The following is a 25,444-nucleotide window of genomic DNA, read 5'->3' on the forward strand; positions in this document are numbered from 1 at the left end:
GTCCGTCGGACGCACACGGGCTGATCGGGCCGTGCGCGCGCCGACCGGGCCTACCGTGTTTCACCCGGCGGTGCAACTCCTGCCCGGACAGGCCTCCGCTTATCCCTCCCGAGGACTACGCTCGTGCTCAGTACGTCATTCGGGCTAGTCGATGGGGAGGGAAACAGGATGACGGATGGACGGCCGCCGACGGCCGCCTCGGCCCCTCTGTGGGAGCGGGACGAGGAGGTCGCCGCCGTCGCGCGGGCGCTCGACGAGCTGTGCGCCGACCAGGCCTCCTCGGGCAGTCTGCTGGTCGTCCGGGGCGAGGCCGGGCTCGGCAAGACCGCGCTGCTCGCCGAGACCCGCCGCATGGCGGAGAGCCGGGGCTGCGTCGTCTGGTCGGCCCGTGGTGGCGAGACCCTGAAGTCCGTCCCGTTCCACGTCGTACGCCAGCTCCTCCAGCCCGCCCTGCTCTCCCTGCACCCGGAAGAGGCCCGCGAGTACCTCGGCGACTGGTACGACATCGCCGGCCCCGCCCTCGGCATAGTGGACCCCGGCGCGGGCAGCGCCGACCCGCAGTACGTGTGCGACGGACTCGTCGCGGCCGTACGGCGCCTCGCGCGCCGGGACTGGCCGCTGGTGCTGCTCGTCGACGACGCGCACTGGGCCGACCAGGAGACCCTGCGCTGGCTCGCCGCGTTCGCCGAGCGCCTGGACGACCTGTCCGTCCTGATCGTGGTCGGCCGCAGGCCGGGCGAGGCGAGCGGCCCGCGCGCCCAGCACCTCGACGCCGTGGCGGCGGCCGCGAGCCGCCCCGTCATCGGCCTCAGCACCCTCACCCCCGACGCCACCGCCGGGATCACCCGCGCCACCGTCGGCCGGCACGCGGACGACGCGTTCTGCCGCGAGGTCTGGGCCGTCACCGGCGGCAACCCCTACGACACGGTCGAACTCCTCGCCAAGGTCCAGGACAGCGAACTCCAGCCGGTCGAGACCCGCGCCGGCGAACTGCGCGCGCTGAACCGCTCCGCCCGCGGCGGCGGACTCGTCGACCGGCTCAAGGGGCTCGGCACCGAGGCCACCCGGTTCGCCTGGGCCGCCGCCGTCCTGGGCAACGAGTGCACCGTGGGCCTCGCCGCACGGCTCGCCACCATGAACCCGCGGGTCGCCGGTGACTGCGCCGAACTGCTCCGCACCGCCCGCATCCTCACCGACGCCCCCGGCGACCGCCCGGCCGGCGGAGCCGAGGGCGGCGCGCTGGAGTTCGCCCACCCGCTCATCGCCTCCGCCGTCTACAACTCCATCCCGTCCGCCGTGTGCACGGCCATGCACGGCATCGCCGCGCAGATCGTCAGCGAGACCGGACGCGGCGCCGCCGAGGCCTCCCGGCATCTGCTCAAGGTCCACCCGGACGACGACGAGGAACTGGTCGGGCAACTGCGCGAGGCGGCCCGCGAACACCTCGCCGTCGGCGCGCCCGACGCGGCCCGCCGCTGCCTGGAGCGTGCCCTCGACGAGCCCCCGCGGCCCGAGACGCACGCGCAGGTCCTCTACGAACTGGGCTGCGCCACCCTGCTCACCGCGCCGGCCGTGACCATAGGGCATCTCCGCTCCGCGCTCGCCATGCGGGGTCTCGACGGCGGCCGGCGCGTCGACGCCGTGGTCCGGCTCAGCCAGGCGCTGCTCCACAACGACCAGCTGGAGGAGGCCGTCCGCACCGTCGAGGCCGAGGCCGCCCGGCACGACGCGGGTCCCGTCAGGATGAGGCTCCAGGCCGTCCAGTTCATGTGGGAGGCCATCCACGGCGAGACCGTCTCCCCGGAACGCTCGACGCGGCTCGCCGAACTCGCCGCCACCTGCACCGGCCGGGACAACTCCGAGCGCGCCCTGCTGATCCTGCGCGGCTTCGACGCGATGGCCCACGGCGAGAGCGCCGAGGAGGTCCTCGACCTCTGCGACCGCGCCCTCGTCAACGGCCGCCTCGCGCCCGGTCTCGGCTGGACCGACGGCGAATGGGGCATCGAGCTGCTGATGATGCTCGGCAGCACCTACTGCTACGCGGACCGTCTCGACCGCGCCGAGAGCCTCTTCTCCGAGGCGCTGCGCGCCTACACCGGGGCCGGCTGGCGCGGCGGCCACCTCTCGCTCGCCAACGCCTACCTCGGTCTCGCCTACCGGCGGCAGGGCCGGCTCCGGGACGCCGAGACCAATCTGCGCGAGGCCCTGACCCAGGCCGAACGCGTCGGCCGGGGCCTGCCGCTGTACTGGTCCGCGACCTGCGGTCTCATCGACACCCTGCTCGCCCGCGGTCATGTCGACGAGGCCTGGTCCATCGCCGACCGGTACGCGTTCAGCCCGCCGTACCCGTCCACGATCGTCCTCCCCGACATCCGGACCGTCCGCGGCCGGCTCCTGCTGGCCGTCGGCCGCACCGAGGACGGCATCCACGAGCTGGAGGCCGCGGAGAAGACCGCCGCCTCCCGGAGCGGTCACAATCCCGTGCTCGCTCCCTGGTCCGTCGACCTCGCCAAGGCCCTCGCCGTGCACGACCCGGCCCGCGCGGCCCAACTCGCCACGGAGGCCCGCCGCCAGGCCGAACGCTTCGGCACGGACACCGCGATCGGCGAGGCCCTGCGCTGCGCGGCCGCGCTGGAGACAGGCCAGCGGGCGGTGCGCCTGGCCGCCCAGGCCGTGGCCTACCTGGAGGCCTCGCCGTGCCAGTACGAGCACGCCGCGGCCCGTGTCGAGTACGGCATCGCCGCCCGCTCCGTCGCCGAACTGAACCGGGGACTCGACCTGGCCCGCTCCTGTGGCGCCGACGGACTGGTGGCCCAGGCCCGCGAGGTGCTGGAGAAGGGACGAGGGCTGCGGTAGCGGGACCGGGACCGGGCGCCGTGATCCGGGGTGGTCGGCCCGCCGTACCCGGTCGGTTCCGGTCGTGCGCGTCCGACGGCCCAGGCCGGGACCGGTGCGTTTCTCGCCGGTGTCACTCCGGGACGCGTCGCTACGCGTTCTTCCCGCTGCCCAGGATCTCCGCGAGGTCGTAGCGCACCGGCTCCTCCAACTGGGCGTAGGTGCAGCTCCGCGGGGTGCGGTCGGGGCGCCAGCGGCGGAAGCGGGCGGTGTGGCGGAAGCGGGCGCCGTTCTCCATGTGGTCGTAGGCCACCTCGGCCACCCGCTCCGGGCGCAGCGGCACCCAGGACAGGTCCTTCTTGCCCGACCAGCGGCTCGGCGCCCCCGGCAGCCGTGCCGTGTCGTGAGCGCTCGTCTCGCCCCAGGCGGCCCAGGGGTGCCCGGAGACGTCGTCCATGCGCAGCGGCTCCAGCTCCTCGATCAGCTCGGCGCGCCGCTTCATGGTGAAGGCCGCCGCCACGCCGACGTGTTGCAGGGCGCCCCGGTCGTCGTACAGGCCGAGCAGCAGGGAGCCGACGACCGGGCCGCTCTTGTGGAGGCGGTATCCGGCGACGACCACGTCGGCGGTCCGCTCGTGCTTGATCTTGAACATGGCCCGTTCGTCCTGCCGGTACAGCAGATCGAGCGGCTTGGCGACGACCCCGTCGAGGCCGGCGCCCTCGTACTGCTCGAACCATCGTCCGGCCAGTTCGGGATCGGTCGTCGCCGGGGCCACGTGGACCGGCGCCGTCGTCCCGGCCAGGGCGCGTTCGAGCAGGGCCCGGCGGTCGGTCAGGGGGACGTCGAGCAGGGAACGGTCGTCCAGGGCCAGCAGGTCGAACGCGACGAACGAGGCCGGGGTCCGCTCGGCCAGCGTCCGCACCCGTGAGTCCGCGGGATGGATCCGCTCGGTCAGCGCGTCGAAGTCGAGCCGGCCGTCACGGGCGATCACGATCTCCCCGTCCAGCACGCACCGCTCGGGCAGCCGCTCCTTCAACGCCGCGACCAGCTCGGGGAAATACCTGGTCAGCGGCTTGCCGGTACGGCTGCCCAACTCGACCTCGTCCCCGTCCCGGAACACGATCGCCCGGAAGCCGTCCCACTTCGCCTCGTAGTGCATGCCGGGCGGAATTCCGGCCACCGACTTGGCCAGCATCGGCTTGACGGGGGGCATCACCGGCAGATCCATGCGGTTTCACCTGCCAGAACTACGGTGCGTGGCCGGAGCGGGCGTTTCCTCTGCATGGTAGCCACTGTGTGGTGATTCCACCCGCTGTGCGACCGGGTGCCCACCCAGTGGCCGTCGCCGTCGACGACGTCGAACTGGACCAGGCGCTCGTCGGACAGCCAGAAGTCATCTCCTGGCCGGGCGAGTTCGGACTCCTCCCGCCTCGGCGGCCGGCGGACCTCCTCGCCCGCGGCGACGCCGGTGAAGGACAGCGCGTGCTCGTAGAAGCGCTCGTCCTCGGCGGCGATCGCGTACACGTCGCGCGTCTCCAGGTGCACGGCGGAACGCTCCGCGGACCGGAGCAGGCCGGCGAAGCTGTCCAGGCTCTGCGTCATGAGGTGTCTCCCGCGGCGGCGGGGCCGCGTCCGCCCGGTGTGCGAGGCGTGCGGGGTGCGCCTACGGTGGCCGCATGGGCGATGCGGTGGAACTGGACGTGGCGGGCAGGACCGTACGGCTGTCCAGCCCGGACAAGGTCTTCTTCCCCGAGCGCGGATACACCAAGCTGGACGTCGCCCGCTACTACATGGCCGTCGGCCCCGGCATCCTGCGCGCCCTGCGCGACCGTCCCACCACGCTGGAACGGTACCCGGACGGCGTCGACGGCGAATGGTTCTACCAGAAGCGGGCCCCCAAGGGCATGCCCGACTGGATCCCGACCGCCCACATCACCTTCCCCAGCGGCCGCAGCGCCGACGAGATGTGCCCCACCGAGGAGGCCGCGGTGGTGTGGGCCGCCCAGTACGGCACGCTCACCTTCCATCCCTGGCCGGTGCGCCGCGACGACGTCGACCACCCCGACGAACTCCGCATCGACCTCGACCCGCAGCCCGGCACCGACTACACCGACGCCACCCGTGCCGCCCTCGAACTGCGGGCCGTACTGGCGGAGTTCGGCGGTCTCCGCGGCTGGCCCAAGACCTCCGGCGGCCGGGGCCTGCACGTCTTCGTGCCCATCGAACCGCGCTGGACCTTCACCCAGGTACGGCGTGCCGCCATCGCCGTCGGCCGCGAGCTGGAGCGCCGGATGCCCGACCGGGTGACCACCAGATGGTGGAAGGAGGAGCGCGGCGAACGCATCTTCCTGGACTACAACCAGACCGCCCGCGACCGCACCATCGCCTCCGCCTATTCCATCCGGCCCCGGCCCGGCGCTCCGGTCTCCGCACCGCTGCGCTGGGAGGAGGTCGGCGAGGCGGAGCCCCGCGACTTCGACATCGTCACCATGCCCGAGCGCTTCGCGGAACTCGGCGACGTGCACGCCGACATGGACGACCACGCCTACTCCCTGGACGCCCTTCTGGAACTCGCCCGCCGCGACGAGCACGACCACGGCCTGGGCGACCTGCCGTACCCGCCCGAGTACCCGAAGATGCCCGGCGAACCGAAGCGGGTGCAGCCGAGCCGGGCCCGCCGCGAGACGCCGTCCTGACGGCCGCGGCCCCCCGCACGGCAGCCCCCGTCGTCGGCGCCGCCGCGCCGCTATCCTGATCGTCAGCCGCCGATGAGGAGTCCCGAAGTGACCGACGCAGTCTCGCGTCCCACGCTGGAGGCCGTCGCCGCGCGGGCCGGGGTGTCCCGGGCCACCGTGTCACGGGTGGTCAACGGAGGGGACGGGGTCAGGGAGAACCTCGCGGGCCGGGTCCGGCAGGCCGTCGAGGAACTGGGGTACGTGCCCAACCAGGCCGCCCGCAGCCTGGTCACCAAGCGGCACGACGCCGTCGCGGTGGTCATCGCCGAACCCGAGGCGCGTGTCTTCGCCGACCCCTTCTTCGCGCTCCAGCTGCGCGGCATCGGCAAGGAACTCGCCGCTCACGACAACCAGTTGGTCCTGCTGCTCACCGAGGGCCGCGGCGACCACGAGCGGGTCGCCCGCTATCTCGCGGGCGGCCACGTGGACGGCGCCCTCGTGTTCTCCCTGCACCTCGACGACCCGCTCCCGGCACTGATCCGCAGAGCGGGTGTCCGTACCGTCTTCGGCGGCCGGCCCGACTGGAGCGACGGCACCGGCGAAACCGGCGGAGCGGTGTACGTCGACAGCGACAACCGGGGCGGCGCGCGTACGGCCGTACGGCATCTGGTGAGCCTCGGCCGGACCCGGATCGCGCACATCACCGGTGCCCTGGACCAGACTTCGGCGGTGGACCGGCTCGACGGCTACCGCGATGTGGTGGGCGGCGCCGACCCCCGGCTCGTGGTGGAGAGCGACTTCACCCCGGCGGGCGGTGAACGCGCCATGCGGGGACTCCTCGACCGGTGCCCGGACGTGGACGCGGTGTTCGCCGCCAACGACCTCACCGCGCTCGGTGCCCTGCGTGTGCTGCGCGAGCGCGGCCGGCGCGTGCCGGAGGACGTGGCCGTGATCGGCTTCGACGACATGGTGCCGGTGGCCGAGCAGACCGACCCGCCGCTGACCACCGTCCGTCAGGACATCGAGGGCATGGGCCGGGTGATGGTCCGTCTCCTGCTCCACGGGACCGCCGAGGCCGTGCCCGCCGAGCGGAGCGACGGGGACGGGGAGGTCCCGGGCGTCGTCCTGCCCACGACGCTGATCCGGCGGGCGTCCGCCTGAGCTGTCGCCCGCCGCCCGGACTCAGCTCTCCCGGGGCTCGCTCGTGATCACCGCGAAGACGGCCCCGTACGGGTCGGCGAGCTGGGCCATCCGGCCCACGCCGGGCACCGTGGTCGCGGGCACGCGCACCGTCCCGCCCCGCTGCCGCGCGTTCGCGACGACCGCGTCGGTGGACTCCACCTCGAAGTAGGGGAGCCAGTGCGCGCCGGAGCCCGCGCCCGCGGGGGCGCGGGAGAGCGGGACCAGACCGCCGAACATCGAGTCCTCACCCCCGCCGGCCGGATTCACACAGGTGTAGGTGCCGTCCGGGAACGGCACCGCGGAGGTCTCCAGCCCGAGGACCCGGTGGTAGAAAGCCGCGGCCGCGGCCTCGTCCGGGGTGTACAGCTCGGCCCAGTACAGCGCTCCGGGTTCGGCCGCCACGTCCACGCCTTCGGTCCGGCCCGGCTGCCAGACGCCGAACGCCGCCCCCGCCGGATCGCGGAGGATCGCCATGTGGCCCTCTCCCATGACGTCCATGGGCCGGAACAGCACGCCTCCGTGGGCCTGTTCGGCCGCCTCGGCCGTCGCCTGCGCGTCGCGGCTCTGGAAGTAGACCGTCCACGCCGCGGCACCTTCCGGCCCGGTCGGCATCGCACCGGCGACGGTCCTGCCGTCCAGCTGGAGGAAGCCGTAACCGCCGGCCTCGGGACCGGCCGACCGGAACCGCCAGCCGAACAGAGCGCCGTAGAAGGAGAGCGCGCCGTCGAGGTCGGGGGAGCCGAGGTCGATCCAGTTCGGAGCGCCGTCGGTGAAGCGGGTGGTGAGCATCTTCGCCCTCCTTGGAAGGGGGCCCCTGAGGCCGGTCCTCTGCACTGCCGCATGCACTGCCGAGTCTGGCACCGCCCACCCGCGATCGCTGGCGGAGCGGCCCCCGCGCGTCGGGCCCTGCGCGTCGAGCCCCAGGCGTCGGCCCTGAGCCCCGCCCCCGGGCTCCCGCCCCTGGGCTCCCGTGCCCGGGCTTCCGTTCCGGGGCTCCCGCCCTCGGGCCTCGCTCCGCGGACTCCCGCGCCGGTCCCGCGGCCCTCGCGTCCGGGCGCGCGGAATCCGTGGCCCCGCGTCCCGCGCGCCGCCGTGCGCGGGACGCGGCGGCGGAGCATCATCGGCGGTCCGCGGGAAGCGCCCCCGCGATGCCGTTGAGCCGGCGTTGATCGAACGTTTTTCGCCGCACGGCAGGCTTTCGACCATGCCCATCGACACGATCACCCCGGCCGTCCCCACCTGGCAGGCTCAGGCCCTGTGCGCCCAGACCGGGGCGGACTTCTTCTTTCCCGAGCCCGGCAGCTCGGTGCGCGAGGCGAAGCGCATCTGCGGTCTGTGCGAGATGCGCTCCGCCTGCCTGGAGTACGCGCTGGACAACGACGAGCGCTTCGGGGTCTGGGGCGGCATGTCGGAGCAGGAGCGCCTCACCCTGCGGCGCGCCTCCCGCTGACGGCAGCCGCCCCGCCGGGTCAGCCCGCCGCCCGTGCCGCCATACGGGCCTTGCGGGCCGCCAGCCGCTCGTCGAACTTCGCCGCCTCCGCGTCGAGACCGCCCATGAACAGGCCGAGTTCCTCCTGCGCCTGGCGTCCCTCGGGGCCGAGACCGTCGATCTCCATGATCTTCAGGAAGCGCAGCACCGGCTGCAGGACGTCGTCGTGGTGGATGCGCAGGTTGTAGACCTCTCCTATCGCCATCTGCGCGGCGGCGCGCTCGAAGCCGGGGATGCCGTGGCCGGGCATACGGAAGTCGACGACGACGTCCCGCACCGCCTGCATGGTCAGGTCGGGGGCGAGCTCGAAGGCGGACTTGAGCAGGTTGCGGTAGAAGACCATGTGCAGGTTCTCGTCGGTGGCGATCCGCGCGAGCATGCGGTCGCAGACCGGATCCCCGGACTGGTGCCCGGTGTTGCGGTGCGAGATGCGGGTGGCCAGCTCCTGGAACGCCACGTAGGCGATCGAGTGCAGCATGGAGTGCGCGTTGTCGGACTCGAAGCCCTCGCTCATGTGCGACATGCGGAACTGCTCCAGCTGGTCCGGGTCGACCGCGCGCGAGGCCAGCAGGTAGTCGCGCATCACGATCCCGTGCCGGCCCTCCTCGGCCGTCCAGCGGTGCACCCAGGTGCCCCACGCGCCGTTGCGGCCGAAGAGCGAGGCGATCTCGTGGTGGTAGCTGGGGAGGTTGTCCTCGGTCAGCAGGTTGACGACCAGCGCGATGCGGCCGATCTCCGTCACCTTGGACTGCTCCTTGCCCCAGGCCTCGCCGTCCTCGAACAGGCCGGGGAAGTTGCGGGCGTCGCTCCAGGGGACGTACTCGTGCGGCATCCAGTCCTTGGCGACCTTCAGGTGCCGGTTCAACTCCTTCTCGACGACTTCCTCCAGCGCGTACAGCAGGCGCGCGTCGGTCCACACGGACGGGCTGCCGAGGTGGGGGGAGGTGATCGTCACGAGAACTCCAAGGGATGCCGAGCAGGGGAGTGCGAGAGAAAGCGGAAAACCCGAAAATGGGGTCGAAAAATGGTCGAAAAGGGTGCGGAAAGGGGACGGTCCGGCGAGCGGTGCCGGGAACCTACGAGATCGTAGGCTACGACTGCGTAGGTTACGAAGCCGTAGGTTAAGGACGTCGTAAAGATCATCGGCCAACCGGGGCGACCTGGTCTTTTGCGGACATGCGAAACGGCCCCGGGACAGGGGTCCCGGGGCCGTCGAGGTGACGGGATCACCCCGTCAGGCGTACAGCTCCCGCATGCGCACCGAGAGGCACGTCACGCAGCCCTCCAGCTTCTCGAACTCGCTGATGTCGACGGTGACCACCTCGTAGCCGAGGTCGGACAGCAGCTCGGCCGTCCTCGGCGCGCTCCGGGACATCAGCAGCGTGTGTCCGCCGAGCAGCACCACGTGCCCGCCGGACTCCTCGGGCACCGACAGGAAGCGCGGGAACAGCGACGGCCGGTCCAGTTTCGGGATGTGGCCGATGACCGTGCCGTCCGGCAGCGCGGTGACCGCCGACTTCAGATGGAGCACCTTGCTCACAGGAACGGGCACCACGCGCGCCCCCAGCGGCTCGAACGCGGCCCGCAGCTGCCGCAGCCCGTCCACGTTGGTCCGGCCGCCCCGGCCGACGTAGATCGTGTCGCCGACCTTGAGGACGTCACCGCCGTCCAGCGATCCGGGCGCCCATATCCAGTTCACCGAGCAGCCGAGGCTCGCCACCGCCTCCTCGACGCCCGGCGACTCCCCGCGCCGGGACTCGGCTCCCGGCCTGGTGATCAGGGCCACGTTCCTGTACATGACGACGGTGTCCTCCACGAACACCGAGTCCGGGCAGTCGTCGGCCGGATCGACCTCGACCGTCTCCCAGCCGTGCTCACGGAGGGCTTCGACGTACGCCTCCCACTGGGTGACGGCGAGCTCCACGTCGACCTTCTCCCGCTCGATGTGGGTGACCAGGCCTTCGGCGAGGCGCGGGCTGGGGCGGCGTACCAGGGCCTTCTTGCTGGGCACGAGGGAATCTCCGTATCGGCGGCGCGGTTCCGGCGCCCGTGACGCGGCGCCGGTCCGCCATCATGCAGGGCGAGTTGACATGCGCAAAACCGCGCCCGGTGAGCCGCCGCCGGCCTGCGGCGGCTCCCCTCGCACGGGCCCCGCTACGCAGGGTCCGCGAGTTCCTCCGGCGTGGTCGGCCGCACCTCGCCGTCCTCGGCCAGGAGCCAGCGGGTGATGCCGAGGGACTCCAGGAACGGCATGTCGTGGCCGGCGACGATCAGCGCGCCCTCGTACGACTCCAGGGCGGAGGTCAGCTGCCGGACGCTCGCCATGTCGAGGTTGTTGGTCGGCTCGTCGAGCAGGAGCAGCTGCGGCGCGGGCTCGGCGAGCATCAGCGCGGCCAGCGCCGCCCGGAACCGCTCGCCGCCGGAGAGAGTGCCCGCCCGCTGGTCGGCCCGTGCGCCCCGGAACAGGAACCGGGCCAGCCGGGCCCGGATCCGGTTGCCGGTGGCGTCCGGTGCGAACCTGGCCACGTTCTCGAAGACGGTGAGCCCGTCGTCGAGGACGTCCAGGCGCTGCGGCAGGAACCGCAGCGGCACGTGCGCGTCCACCGTGCCGGCCACCGCCTCCAGCTCCCCGGCCACCGTCCGCAGCAGCGTCGTCTTGCCGGAGCCGTTGCGTCCGACGAGAGCGATCCGCTCCGGTCCGCGCAGATCGAGGATCCCCCGGACGCGCGCCCCGTGGGCCGTCTCCAGGTTCTCCAGGGTGAGCACCTGCCGGCCGGGCGGTACGGCGGTGTACGGCAGGTCGACGCGGATCTCGTCGTCGTCCCGTACGGCCTCCGCGGCCTCGTCCAGCCGTTCCCGGGCCTCGGCGAGGCGCCCCTCGTGCATGATGCGGTGCTTGCCCGCGGACTCCTGTGCGGCGCGTTTGCGCGCGCCCATCACGATCTTCGGTTCACGTTTGTTCTCCATCATCTTCTGCCCGTACCGCTTGCGGCGGGCCAGTTTCACCTGGGCGTCGGCCAGTTCGCGCTTCTGCTTGCGCACGTCCGCCTCGGCCACGCGCACCGTCCGCTCGGCCGCCTCCTGTTCCACGGCCAGCGCCTGCTCGTACGCCGTGAAGTTGCCGCCGAACCAGGCGACCTCCCCGGAGCGCAGCTCCGCGATCTGGTCGACCAGGTCGAGCAGTTCACGGTCGTGGCTGACCACGACGAGGACACCGGACCAGGCGGCCACGGCCGCGTACAGACGCCGTCGCGCGTACAGGTCGAGGTTGTTGGTGGGTTCGTCCAGGAGCAGGACGTCCGGGCGGCGCAGCAGCAGCGCGGCCAGGCGGAGCAGGACCGACTCGCCGCCGGACACGTCCCCGACGGTGCGGTCCAGGCCGATGTGGCCGAGGCCGAGTTCGCCGAGGGCGACGAGGGCGCGCTCCTCGACGTCCCAGTCGTCGGCGAGGGTCTCGAAGTGCGCCTCGGACGCGTCGCCCGCCTCGATCGCGTGCAGGGCGGCCCGCCGGGCGGCGATGCCGAGGACCTCGTCCACGCGGAGCGAGGTGTCCAGCGTGACCGTCTGCGGGAGGCAGCCGATCTCGCCGGACGACCTGACGACGCCCTCGGACGGGGTGAGTTCACCGGCCAGGAGTTTCAACAGGGTCGATTTTCCCGATCCGTTGACGCCGACCAGGCCCGTCCTGCCGGGGCCGAAGGCGATGTCGAGCCCCTCGAAGACAGGGGTGCCGTCGGGCCAGCCGTAGGTCAGGCCCGTGCAGGAGAGGGAGGAGGAGCGTGCGGGGGAGGAGGAAGATGACATGGAGGCCTCGCGAAAGTCGGGGTGCGGTCCGGATGGATGCGTGGAGAGACACCGCGAGGCGGAAAACCGGAGACCCGGGCACGAGAGGGCCTCGGAAGAAGGCCTGTGCCTGAGGACGGCTCGGACGCCGAGGTCGTACGCCACGTACACCCCAGGGGGTGTGAACGCGGTGTCCCTGAACCTCAGACGAGCAACGTCCTTCTCCGATCGACGGCAACAGAACCGCTGAACACCGTAGGAGGAGCGGTCAAGGGGTGTCAACGCGATTGGTCACGACCATGTGCGTGTCGGATTCCTGCCAGCGTCCGTCCGGTCCCGGCTGTTTGATGGTGGTCATGACGAACCAGAACCCGCACCCGCTCACCGACGCCGCCCTCGCCTTCCGCGCCCTGCACGTGCCCGGCCGGCCGCTGGTCCTGCCGAACGCCTGGGACGCGGTGAGCGCCGCGATCGTCGAGGAGGCGGGCGCCGCCGCGGTGGCCACCACCAGTGCCGGGCTCGCGTGGGCGCTCGGTGCCGCCGACGGCGACCGGCTGGGGCGCGAGCAGGCGCTGGAGGCCGTCGCCCGCGTCGCGCGGGCCGTACGGGTCCCCGTCACCGCCGACATCGAGAGCGGCTACGCCGAGGACGCGGCGGGAGTGGCCGGCACGGTCCGCGCCGTCATCGAGGCCGGGGCGGTCGGCGTCAACATCGAGGACGCCCGGCACGAGGCGGACGGCGGACCGCTGCGGCCGGTGGCCGAGCAGGCGGAGCGGATCGCGGCCGCCCGCGCCGCCGCCGACGCGGCCGGGGTCCCGCTGTTCGTCAACGCGCGGATCGACACGTTCCTGCGCGGCGCCGGGGGAGTGGAGCAGACCCTGGAGCGAGCCGCCGCCTACCTGGCCGCCGGAGCCGACGGCGTCTTCGTCCCCGGGGCCGTCGACCCCGTCACGGTCAAGGCCCTCGTCACCGGCGTCGACGCGCCGCTCAACGTGCTGGTGGGCCCCGGCGCGCCGTCGGTCGCCGAACTCGCCGCGCTCGGCGTGGCCCGGATCAGCGCGGGTTCCGCGCTCGCCGAGGCCGTCCACGCCCTGGTCCGCCGCGCCGCACGCGAACTGCTGGAGAAGGGGACGTACGGCGAACTGGCCGGCGGTCTCGACTACGGCACCCTCAACGGCCTGCTCACCCGCGCGTAGGCCCCGCGCCGCGGCGCCCGGCCGCTGCGCGCGCGGGCGAGCCGCGCGTGGCGTCGTCCCGTGGTCGCGCGGCCGGGTGACGGAGGCGTCAGGACGGTGCCGCGGGAGCCCCGCCCGGGTTCGCGGGCCGCCTGACCGCGGACGCGCCTGCGTGGCGTTGTCCCGTGGTCGCGCCGCCTGGTGACGGAGGCGTCAGGGCGGCGCCGCGGGAGCCCCCCCGCCGGGGTTCGCGGGGCGCCTGACCGCGGACGCGCCTGCGTGCAGTCGTCCCGTGGCCGCGTGGCCGGGCGAGGGCGGCGTCAGGGCGGGGCGCGGGTTCGCCGGAGGCGTGCCGGTGAGCGCCCGCGCCGGACCGGGCGGCGCCCGTTCAGGACGCGGGAGCGCCCATGTCGGACCAGGGGTCGTACGGGTCCGTCCCGGAGGCATCGGCGTCGTCGGTACGGGAGGCGTCGGCGAAGGCGCTCCACCACTGACGCGTGTCCGGTTCGGGTTCGTCCCGCTGAAGGAGCGCCACGGCGTCCTCGACGCGGCCGGCGTCGATGAGGCGGCCCGCCAGCAGGGTGCGGTGGGCGTGGGCGTGCGGCTCCAGCAGGGCGACGGCCTCCTCGGTCCGTCCGGCCGCGGCGAGCAGGTCGGAGACCGTCCAGGCGGCGTACCAGGTGTCGCCCTCGGGATGCGCCCGCGCCCGCTCGACCGCCTCGTCGAGCCGACCGAGCCCGGCCAGAAGCCGGAGACGCACCCGGAAGAACTCCCATTCCTCGGCACCGGCACCGACATCGGCACCGGCGCGCGCTCCGAGGGCGTCGAGCCACTCCAGGCCCTCGTCGGCACGGCCGTGGTCGGCGTACAGGGTGCACAGCGTCTCGACGACGCAGTCCTCCGCGCCGCCGGGCGGGTCCGCGAGCGCGCGCATCACCTCGATCGCCTCGTCGCCCCGGCCGTGCCGGGCCAGGAGCGCGGCCAGGTCGAACGCGCCGTGGTAGCGGCGTTCCGCCGAGTCGTCCGGCCGCCGGTACACGGCGATCGCGCCCTCCACGTCCCCGCGCGCCTCCAGCACCCCGGCCAGGTGCCGCGCGGCGTGCCCGTGATCCTCGGACACCGCGTACGCGCCCAGTTCCTCGGTCCGTCCGTGCCGCGCCAGCAGACCGGCCAGTTGGTCGTCGTCGTTGACGGAGGTGATCCGACGGGTGCGCAGCAGAGCGATCGCCTCGTCGACGCGTCCCTGCCGTTCGCGGACGGTGGCGAGCAGTCCGGCCGCCGTGTCCGGGTCCAGGCCGCGGCAGCACCACGGCGTGTCGCAGCGGTGCCCGGCCGGGATCCGGGCGGCCAGCAGCGAGGCGACGTCCTCGTCCCGGCCCGCGCCCTCGGAGACCTCCACCAGCGCGGTGGCGAGCGCCCCGTCCTCGACCCCGTCGCTCAGCAGCGTGATCGCCTCGCCCCGGTGCCCGTGCCGGGCCAGCAGCCGCGCGAGGAATTCCAGGGGAGGCCCGCCGGCCACGGCGTACGGCCGGGCCAGCGCGATCGCCTCCGGGGCCCGGCCCCAGGCCTCCAGCAGCTCCGCCCGCGCCCGTGCGGCCGGCCACCAGCCCGTGGCGACGTACGGGGCGAGCACCTCCAGCGCCTCCGCCCGCCGCCCCCGCTCACCGAGCAGCCGCGCCCACTCCCGTGCGCAGAACCACTCCCCGCGCCCGGCCTGGAGCTCGACCTCGCTCTCGTGGCCGAGTACGAGGAGGCGTGCGACCAGGGGCGCGGGGATGCAACCCGCCCCCGTCCGGGCCTTGCGGTCGAGATCGGCGGCGTCCATGGCGACGAACCCTAGGGGACGTGTCCCCGGCCACCCCCACCGGCACCGGCCGACGGCTTCCGGATCAGCGGGCGCTCCCCGATCAGCGGGCGTCCCGGATCAGCTGTTCCAGACCGTCGTCCAGGTCCATCTGCAGGTGTTCCCGGCCCTCGGGCACCAGATCACGGGTCGCCGCCAGGAACCCCCGTATCTCGCCGGAGCGCACGTGCACGATCGCGGTGCCCTCGGGAGCGTGGAACTCCAGCACCGTGCGGTCGTAGCCGTACGGCCGCACGCGCACGTCGCCGTGGCCCTCCGCGTCCAGGAGCCCGGCGGCGAGCAGCTCGCGGGAGAACGTCCAGCAGACCTCGACGCCCTCCAGCGTGGCCGGCGCCGGGAAGGTCATGCGGACGGCGAACGGGTCGCGGCGGTCGTAGTGCAGCTTGGCGGGAATGGTCGGCATGCGCGGTGCGGCGGCGACGAGACGCGCCTCGACTGCCTGCTCGATGACGGTGGACAACGCCTGGCTCCCTCATGACGGCTGGACGGGCTTTCGGACGTGTGCGACCTGGTACTGGAAGAGACGACGGAACAGGCCGATCCGTGCACAGAGGGACGGGTGGAGCGCGAGTGACCTCGGTCACCGTCGCCGTGACCGTGCCGCCCCGCCCCACCCGTCGGCCCTCTGGACGCCGACCGGGCGCTGGGCTAGCTTCGCCCGCCATGAGGCGCTTGGGAAGCACGCGACGTGGGAGACGTACGGGACTGCTGGTCACGGCGGGTGTGGTCTGCGGGGCCGCCCTCGCCGCGCTCACGACCCCGGCCGCGCAGGCCCGGCCGGCGACCGCGGGGCAGGGGACGGAGCGAACGGTGGCGCACGGGTCGGAACGAACAGCGGCGCGCGGGTCGGAACGAACAGCGGCGCACGGGGCGCCGGGAGCGGCGGCGCAAGGGGCCGGGCGGACGGCGGCGCACTGGGCGGAGAAGGACACCGGCACCCCGCAGGTCCGCTACCGCGGCCTGTCCGCCGTCGACCGCGACACCGCCTGGCTGGCCGGCAGCGGCGGCACCGTCCTGCGCACCACGGACGGCGGCACGAACTGGCGTGACGTCTCGCCGCCCGGCGCGGCGGACCTGGAGTTCCGGGACGTCGAGGCGTTCGATGCGCGCCGCGCGGTCGTCCTGGCCATCGGCGAGGGAGAGGCCTCCCGCGTCTACCGCACCGACGACGGCGGGACGACCTGGACCGAGTCCTTCCGCAACGCCGACCCCAAGGCGTTCTACGACTGCCTCGCCTTCTTCGACCACCGGCACGGCCTCGCCATGAGCGACCCCGTGGACGGGAAGTTCCGCCTCCTGTCCACCGTCGACGGCGGCCGCAGCTGGCGCCCGCTGCCCGCCGACCGGATGCCCGCCGCTCTGGACGGCGAGGCGGGGTTCGCGGCGAGCGGCCAGTGCCTGGTCACCGCCGGACCGAAGGACGTGTGGCTGGCCACCGGCGGCGGCGCCCACGCGCGCGTGCTCCACTCCGGCGACCGCGGGCTGACCTGGACGGCCACCGTCACGCCGGTCCCGGCCGGCGATCCGGCCCGGGGCGTGTTCGCGCTCGCCTTCCGCGACCGGGCCCACGGCATCGCCGTCGGCGGCGACTACCGCGCCGGCCAGAACTCGCCGCAGGCCGCGGCCGTCACCGGCGACGGCGGCCGCACCTGGCGTCCGTCGGCCACCCCGCCGCCCGCCTACCGCTCCGGCGCGGTCTGGCTCCCGCGCAGCCGCACCACCGCCCTCGCCGTCGGCCCCACGGGCACCGACCTCACCAGGGACGGCGGCCGCACCTGGCACACCTTCGGCACCGGCTCCTACGACACCGTGGACTGCGCACCCGACCGCGGCTGCTGGGCGGCCGGGGAGAAGGGCCGGGTGGCCCGGCTGGAACGCTGACGAAGACGCCCGTGACCGGGTACTCGCCTGGTGGACGCAGGAGGGAGCGCCGGGGACGCGGGCGGTCCGGACGGCGCGGGCGGCACGGATACGCGCCGCCCGCACCCGACGAGCCCGGTGCGCCAGGTGCTCCCGGACCGGAAGGAGCGGCCATGCCGGCCGGGTTCAGCCGTAAACGCGAGCGGCAGTACGAGCACATCAAGGACAGCGCCCTGGAACGGGGCGAGAGCACCCGGCGGGCCGAGGAGATCGCCGCGCGGACGGTCAACAAGGAACGCGCGCGCTCCGGCGAGTCGAGGACCGCGAGCCGCAGCTCGATCGAGGACATGTCGTCCGGCGAGCGCGGCGGCAGGCGGTCCGGCAAGGGCTCCCGGGGGCCGACCTACGACCAGCTGTACAACGAGGCCAGGCAGCGCGGCATCCACGGCAGGTCGGCCATGGACAAGGAGCAGTTGCGGCGGGCGCTGGACGCCGGGAAGCGGTGAGGGCCGGCCCGGCGGAGGCGCTCCGCCGCGGCGTGGGGCAGGCACCGCCCCGTGTTCAGCCCAGCGTCTGCCGGTGGGCCTCCAGGCCGGGGGCGGTCTTCGTGGCGACGAACTCCGTGATCCGGTAGGCGCAGACACCGGCGGTGACGAACGGATCGCCGGCCACGACCTCCTCGATCCGCGCACGGTCCTCGGCGACGGCCAGGATCACCCCGCCGTCACGGGGCACCTTGCGCCCGGAGGCGAGGAAGTACCCCTTGTCGTACTGCTCGTTCAGCCACGCCACATGGGCCTCCAGCGCGGCGTCCACGGCGTCGAGCGGGGCGGTGTAGGTCAATTCCAGTACGAACATGATCACGAGCCTACGCCCGCGCGCCCCGGCACCCGCCATGCCCCCTCACGCTCGCCGGGCGGCCGGGCGGCCGGGCAGCCGGGGTGTCCGAGCCTCAGGGCCGCCGGGCGCCCTGGGCGCCGTAGAGTCGGGGCCACCATGACCACCGCAGACATACCCGCGGGTCGGCCCGCGACCGAGGAAGAGGCCCGCGCCGTCCAGGACGCACTGCGCGGACGGGTGGTGCGCGACGAACCCGGACCGCCGCCCGGCACGGGTCACGTCACCGGCGTCGACGTCGCCTACGACGACGAGCGCGACCTCGTCGCCGCGGCCGCCGTCGTCCTTGACGCCGCCACCCTGGAGGTCGTCGCCGAGGCGACCGCCGTCGGCCGGGTCTCCTTCCCCTACGTCCCCGGACTCCTCGCGTTCCGCGAGATCCCGACCGTGCTGGAGGCCCTGGACGCCCTCGCCCGCCCGCCCGGCCTGGTCGTCTGCGACGGCTACGGCATCGCCCACCCCCGCCGGTTCGGCCTCGCCAGCCACCTCGGGGTGCTCACCGGGCTGCCCGCCATCGGCGTCGCCAAGAACCCCTTCACCTTCACCTACGACGATCCCGGCCCCGCCCGGGGCAGCACGGCCCCGCTCCTCGCCGACGCCGAGGAGGTCGGCGCCGCGCTGCGCACCCGGGACGGCGTCAAGCCGGTCTTCGTCTCCGTGGGCCACCGGGTGAGCCTGGACAACGCCCTGGCCCACACCCTCGCCCTGACCCCGCGCCACCGGCTCCCGGAGACCACCCGCAGAGCGGACGCCCTGTGCCGCCATGCCCTGCGCGAGGCCTCCGCCGCCTGAACCGGCGACGGAAGAACGCCCGAACAAACAGGCAACGGAGGAACGCCCGAAGGAACCGGCGACGGAGGGACGCCCGAACGCACACGACGTCGGGGGAGGGGGAACGCGGTTGGGCCGCCGCCCGTGGCCGGGCCGCGCCCGTCAGTCCTTCGCCCCCGGCGCCCGGTCCCGTTCCGCCGCCACGCGGAACGTGATGCCCGCCGCGCGCAGACGGCCGGTCAGGGCGTCGCCCATGGCGGTGACCGTGGTGACCTGGCCGGAGGCCGGCGGGGTGTCGTCGAAGGCCAGGCACAGGGCCGCCTCGGCGAACATCTTGGCCGTCTCGTCGTAGCCGGGGTCACCGCCGGAAACCTCGGTGAAGACCCGCCGGCCGCCGCCCTCGCCGACGAAACGCAGCCGGAACCAGCTCTTCGCGCGCTTCTCGGCGCTCGGGCCGTCGCCGGGCCTGAGCCGGCCGGACAGCCAGCGCCGGGCGGCGGGGAGCTGCGCCGCGGCCGCGAGCGCGGTGACCGCGGCGACGCCGCCGGCGGCGACCGGCAGGTGCCGGACCGCGGCGTAGTGCCGGTAGCGGAAGTCGGGGCCGTACCGGTCCAGCGACTTCGCCGAACGGCGCACGATCAGCGGGTCCAGGGTCGGCAGCGGCAGGGCCCAGGCGCCGACCTCTCCGGCGAAGCGCGGCGCGCCGGTCGGGGTCGTCACCCGGCGGTCCATCAGCCGCGGTTCGTGGCGGCCCCGGTCGCGGGCCGCGGCCCGCATGTGGCGGCCGCGCGCGAACTGGTTCAGGGCCGACGCCAGCGTGCCCCCGGAGAAGGCCGCGTCGGCGGTCACGAAGCCGTCCACGGTCAGCGGCACCCCCTCCGGCAGCTGCCGCACCGTGAAGTACACGCCCAGGTCGTGCGGTACGGAGTCGAACCCGCACGCGTGCACGAGACGGGCACCGGTCTCCCGCGCGCGTGCGTCGTGCCGGACGTACATCAGGTCCACGAACTCGGGCTCGCCGGTGAGGTCGAGGTAGTCGGCACCGGTGTCCGCGCAGGCGGCGACGAGCTCCTCGCCGTAGGTGAGGTACGGCCCCACGGTCGTGGCCACCACGCGCCCCTGCTCCGCCAGCGCGCGCAGGGAGGCGGGGTCGCCCACGTCGGCGCGCAGCACCCCGACACCCTCGCCGCCGGGCAGCCGCTCGCGCAGCCGTTCCAGCTTCTTCCCGTCACGGCCCGCGATCGCCCAGCGCAGACCCTCGGGGGCGTGCGCGGCGAGGTACTCCGCCGTCAGTGCGCCCACGAAGCCGGTGGCTCCGAAGAGGACGATGTCGTAGGGACGGTCGGTCCGGTTCATCCTGTTCATGACACCCCTTGGTCCTGCCCGCTGCCGCCTGCCGCGTCCGGCGCTGTCCGGTCCCGCTTCGGTCGCGCAGCCCGTGCCGCTGTCGGTGGCCGAGGCTAGCGTGAGGGGTGCGGAGTCCGACGACCAGCCCGGAGGCAGCGGTGGCGGTGCCCAGGAACGCCCTGAAGAAGTGGGAGAAAGTACGCGGGTTCGCGCTCTCCCTGCCCGGAGCGGCCGAGGAGTTCCCCTGGGGCGGGACCGTGGCCAAGGCCGGCCGGAAGGTGTTCGTCTTCCTCGGGGTGACCGACGGCAGTCACCCGCTGGGGCTCACCGTCAAGCTCGTGGACGAGGCCCCGCACGCCCACGCGCTCAGCGTGCCCGGCGCCGCGCCCGCGCGCTACGGCCTCGGCAGGGCCGGCTGGGTGTCCGTGCCGCTCGCGGACCGGGGCGCCCCCGCCGCCGGGGTGCTGTGCGACTGGATCGAGGAGAGCTACCGCGCGGTCGTCCCCAGACGGCTGGCGGCCGAACTCGACGCGCTCAGGCGCGTCCCGGGTCCGCCTCACCGGGCACTTGGCTAAGCGCTTGCTCGTCAGGTCTTGTGCCGGGTGGAACACGTTCTTAGCATCACCGGTGTCACATCGGTTGTGTCACACACGCTTGGGGGCCCGACGGCATGACGCAGGCACAGACGCCGGAGCGGCACGGTCCGCTGCACGGCGTGCGCGTGGTGGAACTGGCCGGCATCGGTCCCGGCCCCTTCGCCGCCATGCTGCTGGCCGACCTCGGCGCCGACGTGGTCCGGGTGGACCGCCCGGGCGGCCCCGGACTCGGCATCGGCCCCGCGCACGACGTGACCAACCGCAACAAGCGCTCGGTGGTCGTCGACCTCAAGGCCCCCGACGGACCCGCGCGCGTGCTCGGTCTCGCCGCGCGGGCCGACATCCTCATCGAGGGCTACCGCCCCGGTGTGGCCGAGCGCCTGGGCATCGGGCCCGAGGCCTGCCATGCCCGCAACCCCCGTCTGGTCTACGGCCGGATGACCGGCTGGGGACAGGAAGGCCCCCTCGCCGACCGCGCCGGACACGACATCGGCTACATCGCCGTCACCGGCGCCCTCGGCCTGGCCGGCCACCCGGACGGCCCCCCGGCCTTCCCCGCCAACCTGCTCGGCGACTACGCGGGCGGTTCCCTGTACCTGGCCGTCGGCGTCCTCGCCGCCCTGCACCACGCCCGCGCGACCGGCACCGGACAGGTCGTGGACGCCGCGATCGTCGACGGCACGGCACACCTGTCGTCGATGATCCACGGCATGCTGGCCGCGGGCGCCTGGCAGGACCGGCGGGGAGCCAACCTGCTGGACGGCGGCTGCCCGTACTACGGCACCTACGCGACCGCGGACGGCCTGTACATGGCCGTCGGCGCGCTGGAGCCGCGGTTCTACGCCGAGTTCCTGCGCCTGCTCGGCCTGGAGGACCTCGCGCCGGCCCACACGGACTGGGCGCGCTGGGGCGAACTGCGCGAAGCCGTCGCGGCCCGCTTCAGGTCCCGTACGCGGGCGGACTGGGCCGCCGTCTTCGAGGGCTCGGACGCCTGCGTGGCCCCGGTGCTGTCCCTCAGCGAGGCCCCGGACCATCCGCACCTGGCCGCCCGCGGCACCTTCACCGGCCACGGCGGCATCACCCAGCCGGCCCCCGCCCCCCGCTTCTCCGCCACCCCGACCGCCGTGCGCACCGGCCCCGCCCTGCCCGGCACCGGCACGGACTCCGTCGCCCGCGACTGGGACCTCCCCGAACTCGCCGAGCCGGCCGGACCTGCCGCACCGGCCGGAACTGTGTCCGGTCCCACGCCGGGCGGTCCTGCGTCCGGCGGTCCCACGTCCGGTCCCACGCCGGGCGGCCCCACAGCAGGCCGCCCCGCACCCGGCGCCCCCGCCTCCGGGCCGGGCGCTCACCCCCACCCCGCACCCGCCACCGACCGCACCCCGGCGGCCGGCCCCTGACCTCGCGTCACCGGTCCGTCCGCCGGTGACGGCCTCGCCCGACCCCGCTCGGCCCACCCTCCCGAAAGGCACCCCAGTGAGCACCGAAGCGTACGTGTACGACGCGATCCGCACCCCGCGCGGCCGCGGCAAGGCGAACGGCGCCCTGCACGGCACGAAGCCCGTCGACCTGGTCGTCGGCCTCATCCACGAGATCCGCGGCCGCTTCCCGGACCTCGACCCTGCCGCCGTCGACGACATCGTCCTCGGCGTCGTCGGCCCCGTCGGCGACCAGGGCTCCGACATCGCCCGGATCGCCGCGGTCGCCGCGGGCCTGCCCGACACGGTCGCCGGCGTCCAGGAGAACCGCTTCTGTGCCTCCGGCCTCGAAGCCGTCAACATGGCCGCCGCCAAGGTCCGCTCGGGCTGGGAGGACCTGGTCCTGGCCGGCGGCGTCGAGTCGATGTCGCGCGTGCCGATGGCCTCCGACGGCGGCGCGTGGTTCAACGACCCGATGACCAACCTGGCGACCAACTTCGTCCCGCAGGGCATCGGCGCCGACCTCATCGCCACCATCGAGGGCTTCTCCCGCCGCGACGTCGACGAGTACGCGGCACTGTCCCAGGAGCGCGCCGCCCACGCCTGGAAGGAAGGCCGCTTCGACCGCTCGGTGGTCCCCGTGAAGGACCGCAACGGCCTGGTCGTCCTCGACCACGACGAGCACATGCGCCCCGGCACCACCGCCGACTCCCTCGCGAAGCTCAAGGCGTCGTTCGCCGACATCGGTGAGCTGGGCGGGTTCGACGCGGTCGCGCTCCAGAAGTACCACTGGGTGGAGAAGATCGACCACGTCCACCACGCGGGCAACTCCTCCGGCATCGTGGACGGTGCCTCCCTCGTCGCCATCGGCTCCAAGGAGGTCGGCGAGCGCTACGGCCTCACGCCGCGCGCGCGGATCGTCTCCGCCGCCGTGTCCGGCTCCGAGCCCACCATCATGCTCACCGGCCCCGCCCCGGCCACCCGCAAGGCCCTCGCCAAGGCCGGCCTGACCATCGACGACATCGACCTCGTCGAGATCAACGAGGCGTTCGCGGCGGTCGTCCTGCGCTTCGTGAAGGACATGGGCCTGTCCCTGGACAAGGTCAACGTCAACGGCGGCGCCATCGCGCTGGGCCACCCCCTCGGCGCCACCGGCGCGATCATCCTCGGCTCGCTCATCGACGAACTCGAGCGCCAGGACAAGCGCTACGGCCTCGCCACCCTGTGCGTGGGCGGCGGCATGGGCATCGCCACCATCGTCGAGCGCGTCTGAACTCCCCGCGGAACCACGAGACCTCAACGAAAGACGACTGCCATGACCGAGAGCACCACCATCCGCTGGGAGCAGGACGACACCGGTGTCGTCACCCTCGTCCTGGACGACCCGAACCAGTCCGCGAACACCATGAACCAGGCGTTCCGCGACTCCCTCGCCGTGATCACCGACCGGCTGGAGGCCGAGAAGGACTCCATCCGCGGCATCATCGTCACCTCCGCGAAGAAGACCTTCTTCGCGGGCGGCGACCTGCGCGACCTGATCCGCGTCACCCCCGACACCGCCCAGGAGATGTTCGACGGCGGTCTCGCCATCAAGCGGAACCTGCGCCGCATCGAGACGCTCGGCAAGCCCGTCGTCGCCGCCATGAACGGCGCGGCCCTCGGCGGCGGCTTCGAACTCGCCCTCGCCTGCCACCACCGGGTCGCGCTCGACGCGCCCGGCTCCAAGATCGGCTGCCCCGAGGTCACCCTCGGCCTGCTCCCCGGCGGCGGCGGGGTCGTCCGCACCGTCCGTCTGCTCGGCATCGCCGACGCCCTGCTGAAGGTGCTGATCCAGGGCACCCAGTACAGCCCCCGCCGCGCCCTGGACAACGGCCTCGTCCACGAGGTCGCCGCGACCCCGGAGGAGATGCTCGCCAAGGCGCGCGCCTTCATCGACGCCAACCCCGAGTCGGCGCAGCCCTGGGACAGGCCCGGCTACCGCATCCCCGGCGGCACCCCCGCCAACCCGAAGTTCGCCGCCAACCTGCCCGCGTTCCCGGCCAGTCTGCGCAAGCAGACCGGCGGCGCCCCCTACCCGGCCCCGCGGGCCATCCTCGCCGCGGCCGTCGAGGGCTCCCAGGTCGACTTCGAGAACGCCCAGGTCATCGAGGCCCGCTACTTCGTGGAGCTGGCCGCCGGGCAGACCTCGAAGAACATGATCCAGGCCTTCTTCTTCGACCTCCAGGCCGTCAACTCCGGCGCCAACCGCCCCCAGGGCATCGAGCCCCGCAAGGTCCGCAAGGCCGCCGTGCTCGGCGCGGGCATGATGGGCGCCGGCATCGCCTACTCGTGCGCCCGCGCGGGCATCGACGTCGTCCTGAAGGACGTCTCCCTGGAGGCCGCCCTCAAGGGCAAGAGCTACTCCGAGCAGCTGTGCGCCAAGGCCGTCGCCCGGGGCCGTACCACCCAGGAGAAGGCGGACGCGCTGCTCGCCCGCATCACCCCGACCGCCGACGCGGCCGACCTCGCCGGCTGCGACGCGGTGATCGAGGCCGTCTTCGAGGACACCTCCCTCAAGCACAAGGTCTTCCAGGAGATCGAGTCCGTCGTCGACCCCGACGCGCTGCTGTGCTCCAACACCTCCACCCTGCCGATCACCGCGCTGGCCGAGGGCGTCGAGCGCCAGGGCGACTTCATCGGGCTGCACTTCTTCTCGCCCGTCGACAAGATGCCGCTGGTGGAGATCATCAAGGGCGAGCGGACCGGCGACGAGGCCCTCGCCCGCGCCTTCGACCTGGTCCGGCAGATCAACAAGACGCCGATCGTCGTCAACGACTCGCGCGGCTTCTTCACCTCCCGGGTGATCGGCCACTTCATCAACGAGGGCGTCGCCATGGTCGGCGAGGGGCTGGAGCCCGCCTCCGTCGAGCAGGCCGCGGCCCAGGCCGGCTACCCCGCCAAGGTGCTCTCCCTCATGGACGAGCTGACCCTCACGCTGCCCCGGAAGATCCGCAACGAGACCAGGCGGGCGGTGGAGGAGGCCGGGGGCACCTGGACCCCGCACCCGGCCGAGGCCGTCATCGACCGGCTCGTCGACGAGTTCGAGCGCCCCGGGCGCAGCGGCGGCGCGGGCTTCTACGAGTACGACGAGAGCGGCCGGCGCGCCGGTCTCTGGCCGGGCCTGCGCGAGCACTTCACCCGGCCGGGGTACGAGATCCCGTTCCGCGACATGCAGGAGCGGATGCTCTTCGCCGAGGCGCTGGACACCGTACGGCTCCTCGAAGAGGGCGTGCTGACCTCGGTCGCCGACGCCAACATCGGCTCGGTCTTCGGCATCGGCTTCCCGGGCTGGACCGGTGGCGTGCTCCAGTACATCAACGGCTACGAGGGCGGGCTGCCCGGATTCACCGCCCGCGCGCGTGAGCTGGCCGAGCGCTACGGCGAGCGCTTCACCCCGCCCGCGCTGCTCGTGGAGAAGGCGGAGAGGGGCGAGACCTTCACCGACGCGCGCTGACACCGACGCGCGCTGACCCCGGTGCGCGCCGGATCCCGGCGCGCACCGGCAGCGGCGCC

22 protein-coding genes are annotated in these 25,444 nt (G+C 73.8%); 12 read left to right on the plus strand and 10 right to left on the minus strand.

Features of this window, described 5'->3' with window-relative positions; genetic code table 11:
* The first annotated feature begins 168 nt into the window (after positions 1-168).
* Positions 169-2,856: an AAA family ATPase gene (locus ACIPRD_RS05490; RefSeq protein ID WP_356399235.1), complete on the plus strand. Its 2,688-nt coding sequence runs from the start codon at positions 169-171 to the stop codon at positions 2,854-2,856.
* Between the two features lie 130 nt (positions 2,857-2,986).
* On the opposite strand, the gene ACIPRD_RS05495 is transcribed toward ACIPRD_RS05490, so the two are convergent.
* Entirely contained in the window at positions 2,987-4,063 is a 1,077-nt protein-coding gene (locus ACIPRD_RS05495) for an ATP-dependent DNA ligase (protein ID WP_401560113.1), read from the minus strand.
* Positions 4,048-4,437 (minus strand): DUF6879 family protein, encoded by a 390-nt coding sequence (locus tag ACIPRD_RS05500; RefSeq protein WP_401560115.1) that lies wholly within the window; start codon positions 4,435-4,437, stop codon positions 4,048-4,050. Before ACIPRD_RS05500 ends, ACIPRD_RS05495 begins: the two co-directional genes overlap by 16 nt.
* 74 nt (positions 4,438-4,511) lie before the next feature.
* Between ACIPRD_RS05500 and ligD the strand changes: the two genes are divergently transcribed.
* Together ligD and ACIPRD_RS05510 are read left to right on the plus strand one after the other, a co-directional pair.
* Positions 4,512-5,531, plus strand: coding sequence for a non-homologous end-joining DNA ligase (gene ligD, locus ACIPRD_RS05505; RefSeq protein WP_401560118.1), 1,020 nt, complete (start codon positions 4,512-4,514; stop codon positions 5,529-5,531).
* Positions 5,532-5,618: 87 nt separating this feature from the next.
* The gene (locus ACIPRD_RS05510; RefSeq protein ID WP_401560120.1) at positions 5,619-6,671 is read left to right on the plus strand and encodes a LacI family DNA-binding transcriptional regulator; all 1,053 of its coding nucleotides are present in this window, start codon (positions 5,619-5,621) and stop codon (positions 6,669-6,671) included.
* A 21-nt stretch (positions 6,672-6,692) separates the two neighbouring features.
* Here ACIPRD_RS05510 and ACIPRD_RS05515 read toward each other — a convergent pair whose 3' ends face one another.
* Complete coding sequence (locus ACIPRD_RS05515) at positions 6,693-7,481, minus strand: VOC family protein (protein ID WP_401560123.1); 789 nt, start codon at positions 7,479-7,481, stop codon at positions 6,693-6,695.
* 415 nt (positions 7,482-7,896) lie between these two features.
* Here ACIPRD_RS05515 and ACIPRD_RS05520 point away from each other — a divergent pair, with 415 nt between their 5' ends.
* Complete coding sequence (locus ACIPRD_RS05520) at positions 7,897-8,142, plus strand: WhiB family transcriptional regulator (protein ID WP_356399223.1); 246 nt, start codon at positions 7,897-7,899, stop codon at positions 8,140-8,142.
* Between the two features lie 19 nt (positions 8,143-8,161).
* Here the strand turns inward: ACIPRD_RS05520 and ACIPRD_RS05525 are convergent, their stop codons facing one another.
* From ACIPRD_RS05525 to ACIPRD_RS05535, 3 genes are all read right to left on the minus strand, one after another.
* Positions 8,162-9,136 carry an acyl-ACP desaturase gene (locus ACIPRD_RS05525; protein WP_356399221.1) on the minus strand — a complete coding sequence of 325 codons (975 nt, stop codon included), beginning with the start codon at positions 9,134-9,136 and terminating at the stop codon, positions 8,162-8,164.
* Between the two features lie 279 nt (positions 9,137-9,415).
* Positions 9,416-10,192 carry a dimethylargininase gene (gene ddaH / locus ACIPRD_RS05530; RefSeq protein ID WP_356399219.1) on the minus strand — a complete coding sequence of 259 codons (777 nt, stop codon included), beginning with the start codon at positions 10,190-10,192 and terminating at the stop codon, positions 9,416-9,418.
* 143 nt (positions 10,193-10,335) lie between these two features.
* The gene (locus ACIPRD_RS05535) at positions 10,336-11,985 is read right to left on the minus strand and encodes an ABC-F family ATP-binding cassette domain-containing protein (RefSeq protein ID WP_356399217.1); all 1,650 of its coding nucleotides are present in this window, start codon (positions 11,983-11,985) and stop codon (positions 10,336-10,338) included.
* Positions 11,986-12,320: 335 nt separating this feature from the next.
* On the opposite strand from ACIPRD_RS05535, the gene ACIPRD_RS05540 reads away from it, so the two are divergent.
* Positions 12,321-13,160, plus strand: coding sequence for an isocitrate lyase/phosphoenolpyruvate mutase family protein (locus ACIPRD_RS05540; protein WP_401560128.1), 840 nt, complete (start codon positions 12,321-12,323; stop codon positions 13,158-13,160).
* Positions 13,161-13,527: 367 nt separating this feature from the next.
* On the opposite strand, the gene ACIPRD_RS05545 is transcribed toward ACIPRD_RS05540, so the two are convergent.
* Positions 13,528-14,964, minus strand: coding sequence for a hypothetical protein (locus ACIPRD_RS05545; RefSeq protein ID WP_401560131.1), 1,437 nt, complete (start codon positions 14,962-14,964; stop codon positions 13,528-13,530).
* A gap of 82 nt (positions 14,965-15,046) precedes the next feature.
* Positions 15,047-15,463 (minus strand): SsgA family sporulation/cell division regulator, encoded by a 417-nt coding sequence (locus ACIPRD_RS05550; RefSeq protein WP_356399211.1) that lies wholly within the window; start codon positions 15,461-15,463, stop codon positions 15,047-15,049.
* A gap of 203 nt (positions 15,464-15,666) precedes the next feature.
* Here ACIPRD_RS05550 and ACIPRD_RS05555 point away from each other — a divergent pair, with 203 nt between their 5' ends.
* Complete coding sequence (locus ACIPRD_RS05555; RefSeq protein WP_401560134.1) at positions 15,667-16,884, plus strand: WD40/YVTN/BNR-like repeat-containing protein; 1,218 nt, start codon at positions 15,667-15,669, stop codon at positions 16,882-16,884.
* Between the two features lie 152 nt (positions 16,885-17,036).
* Entirely contained in the window at positions 17,037-17,369 is a 333-nt protein-coding gene (locus ACIPRD_RS05560) for a plasmid stabilization protein (RefSeq protein ID WP_401560137.1), read from the plus strand.
* Between the two features lie 55 nt (positions 17,370-17,424).
* On the opposite strand, the gene ACIPRD_RS05565 is transcribed toward ACIPRD_RS05560, so the two are convergent.
* Positions 17,425-17,721: a YciI family protein gene (locus ACIPRD_RS05565; protein ID WP_401560140.1), complete on the minus strand. Its 297-nt coding sequence runs from the start codon at positions 17,719-17,721 to the stop codon at positions 17,425-17,427.
* 138 nt (positions 17,722-17,859) lie between these two features.
* On the opposite strand from ACIPRD_RS05565, the gene ACIPRD_RS05570 reads away from it, so the two are divergent.
* Positions 17,860-18,552: an endonuclease V gene (locus ACIPRD_RS05570; protein ID WP_356399203.1), complete on the plus strand. Its 693-nt coding sequence runs from the start codon at positions 17,860-17,862 to the stop codon at positions 18,550-18,552.
* A 141-nt stretch (positions 18,553-18,693) separates the two neighbouring features.
* Here ACIPRD_RS05570 and ACIPRD_RS05575 read toward each other — a convergent pair whose 3' ends face one another.
* Positions 18,694-19,896, minus strand: coding sequence for a saccharopine dehydrogenase family protein (locus ACIPRD_RS05575; protein WP_401560143.1), 1,203 nt, complete (start codon positions 19,894-19,896; stop codon positions 18,694-18,696).
* A gap of 140 nt (positions 19,897-20,036) precedes the next feature.
* Here ACIPRD_RS05575 and ACIPRD_RS05580 point away from each other — a divergent pair, with 140 nt between their 5' ends.
* The 4 genes from ACIPRD_RS05580 to ACIPRD_RS05595 all read left to right on the plus strand — a co-directional run bounded on the left by ACIPRD_RS05580 (position 20,037) and on the right by ACIPRD_RS05595 (position 25,385).
* The gene (locus tag ACIPRD_RS05580; protein ID WP_401560146.1) at positions 20,037-20,453 is read left to right on the plus strand and encodes an MmcQ/YjbR family DNA-binding protein; all 417 of its coding nucleotides are present in this window, start codon (positions 20,037-20,039) and stop codon (positions 20,451-20,453) included.
* 95 nt (positions 20,454-20,548) lie between these two features.
* On the plus strand, positions 20,549-21,874 hold the full coding sequence (locus ACIPRD_RS05585) for a CoA transferase (RefSeq protein WP_401560149.1): 1,326 nt from the start codon (positions 20,549-20,551) through the stop codon (positions 21,872-21,874).
* 76 nt (positions 21,875-21,950) lie between these two features.
* Positions 21,951-23,165 carry an acetyl-CoA C-acetyltransferase gene (locus tag ACIPRD_RS05590; protein WP_356399197.1) on the plus strand — a complete coding sequence of 405 codons (1,215 nt, stop codon included), beginning with the start codon at positions 21,951-21,953 and terminating at the stop codon, positions 23,163-23,165.
* Between the two features lie 42 nt (positions 23,166-23,207).
* The gene (locus ACIPRD_RS05595) at positions 23,208-25,385 is read left to right on the plus strand and encodes a 3-hydroxyacyl-CoA dehydrogenase NAD-binding domain-containing protein (RefSeq protein WP_401560153.1); all 2,178 of its coding nucleotides are present in this window, start codon (positions 23,208-23,210) and stop codon (positions 25,383-25,385) included.
* Positions 25,386-25,444: the final 59 nt, after the last annotated feature.

It is taken from the genome of Streptomyces sp. NPDC090108 (assembly GCF_044747185.1).
GTDB lineage: Bacteria > Actinomycetota > Actinomycetes > Streptomycetales > Streptomycetaceae > Streptomyces.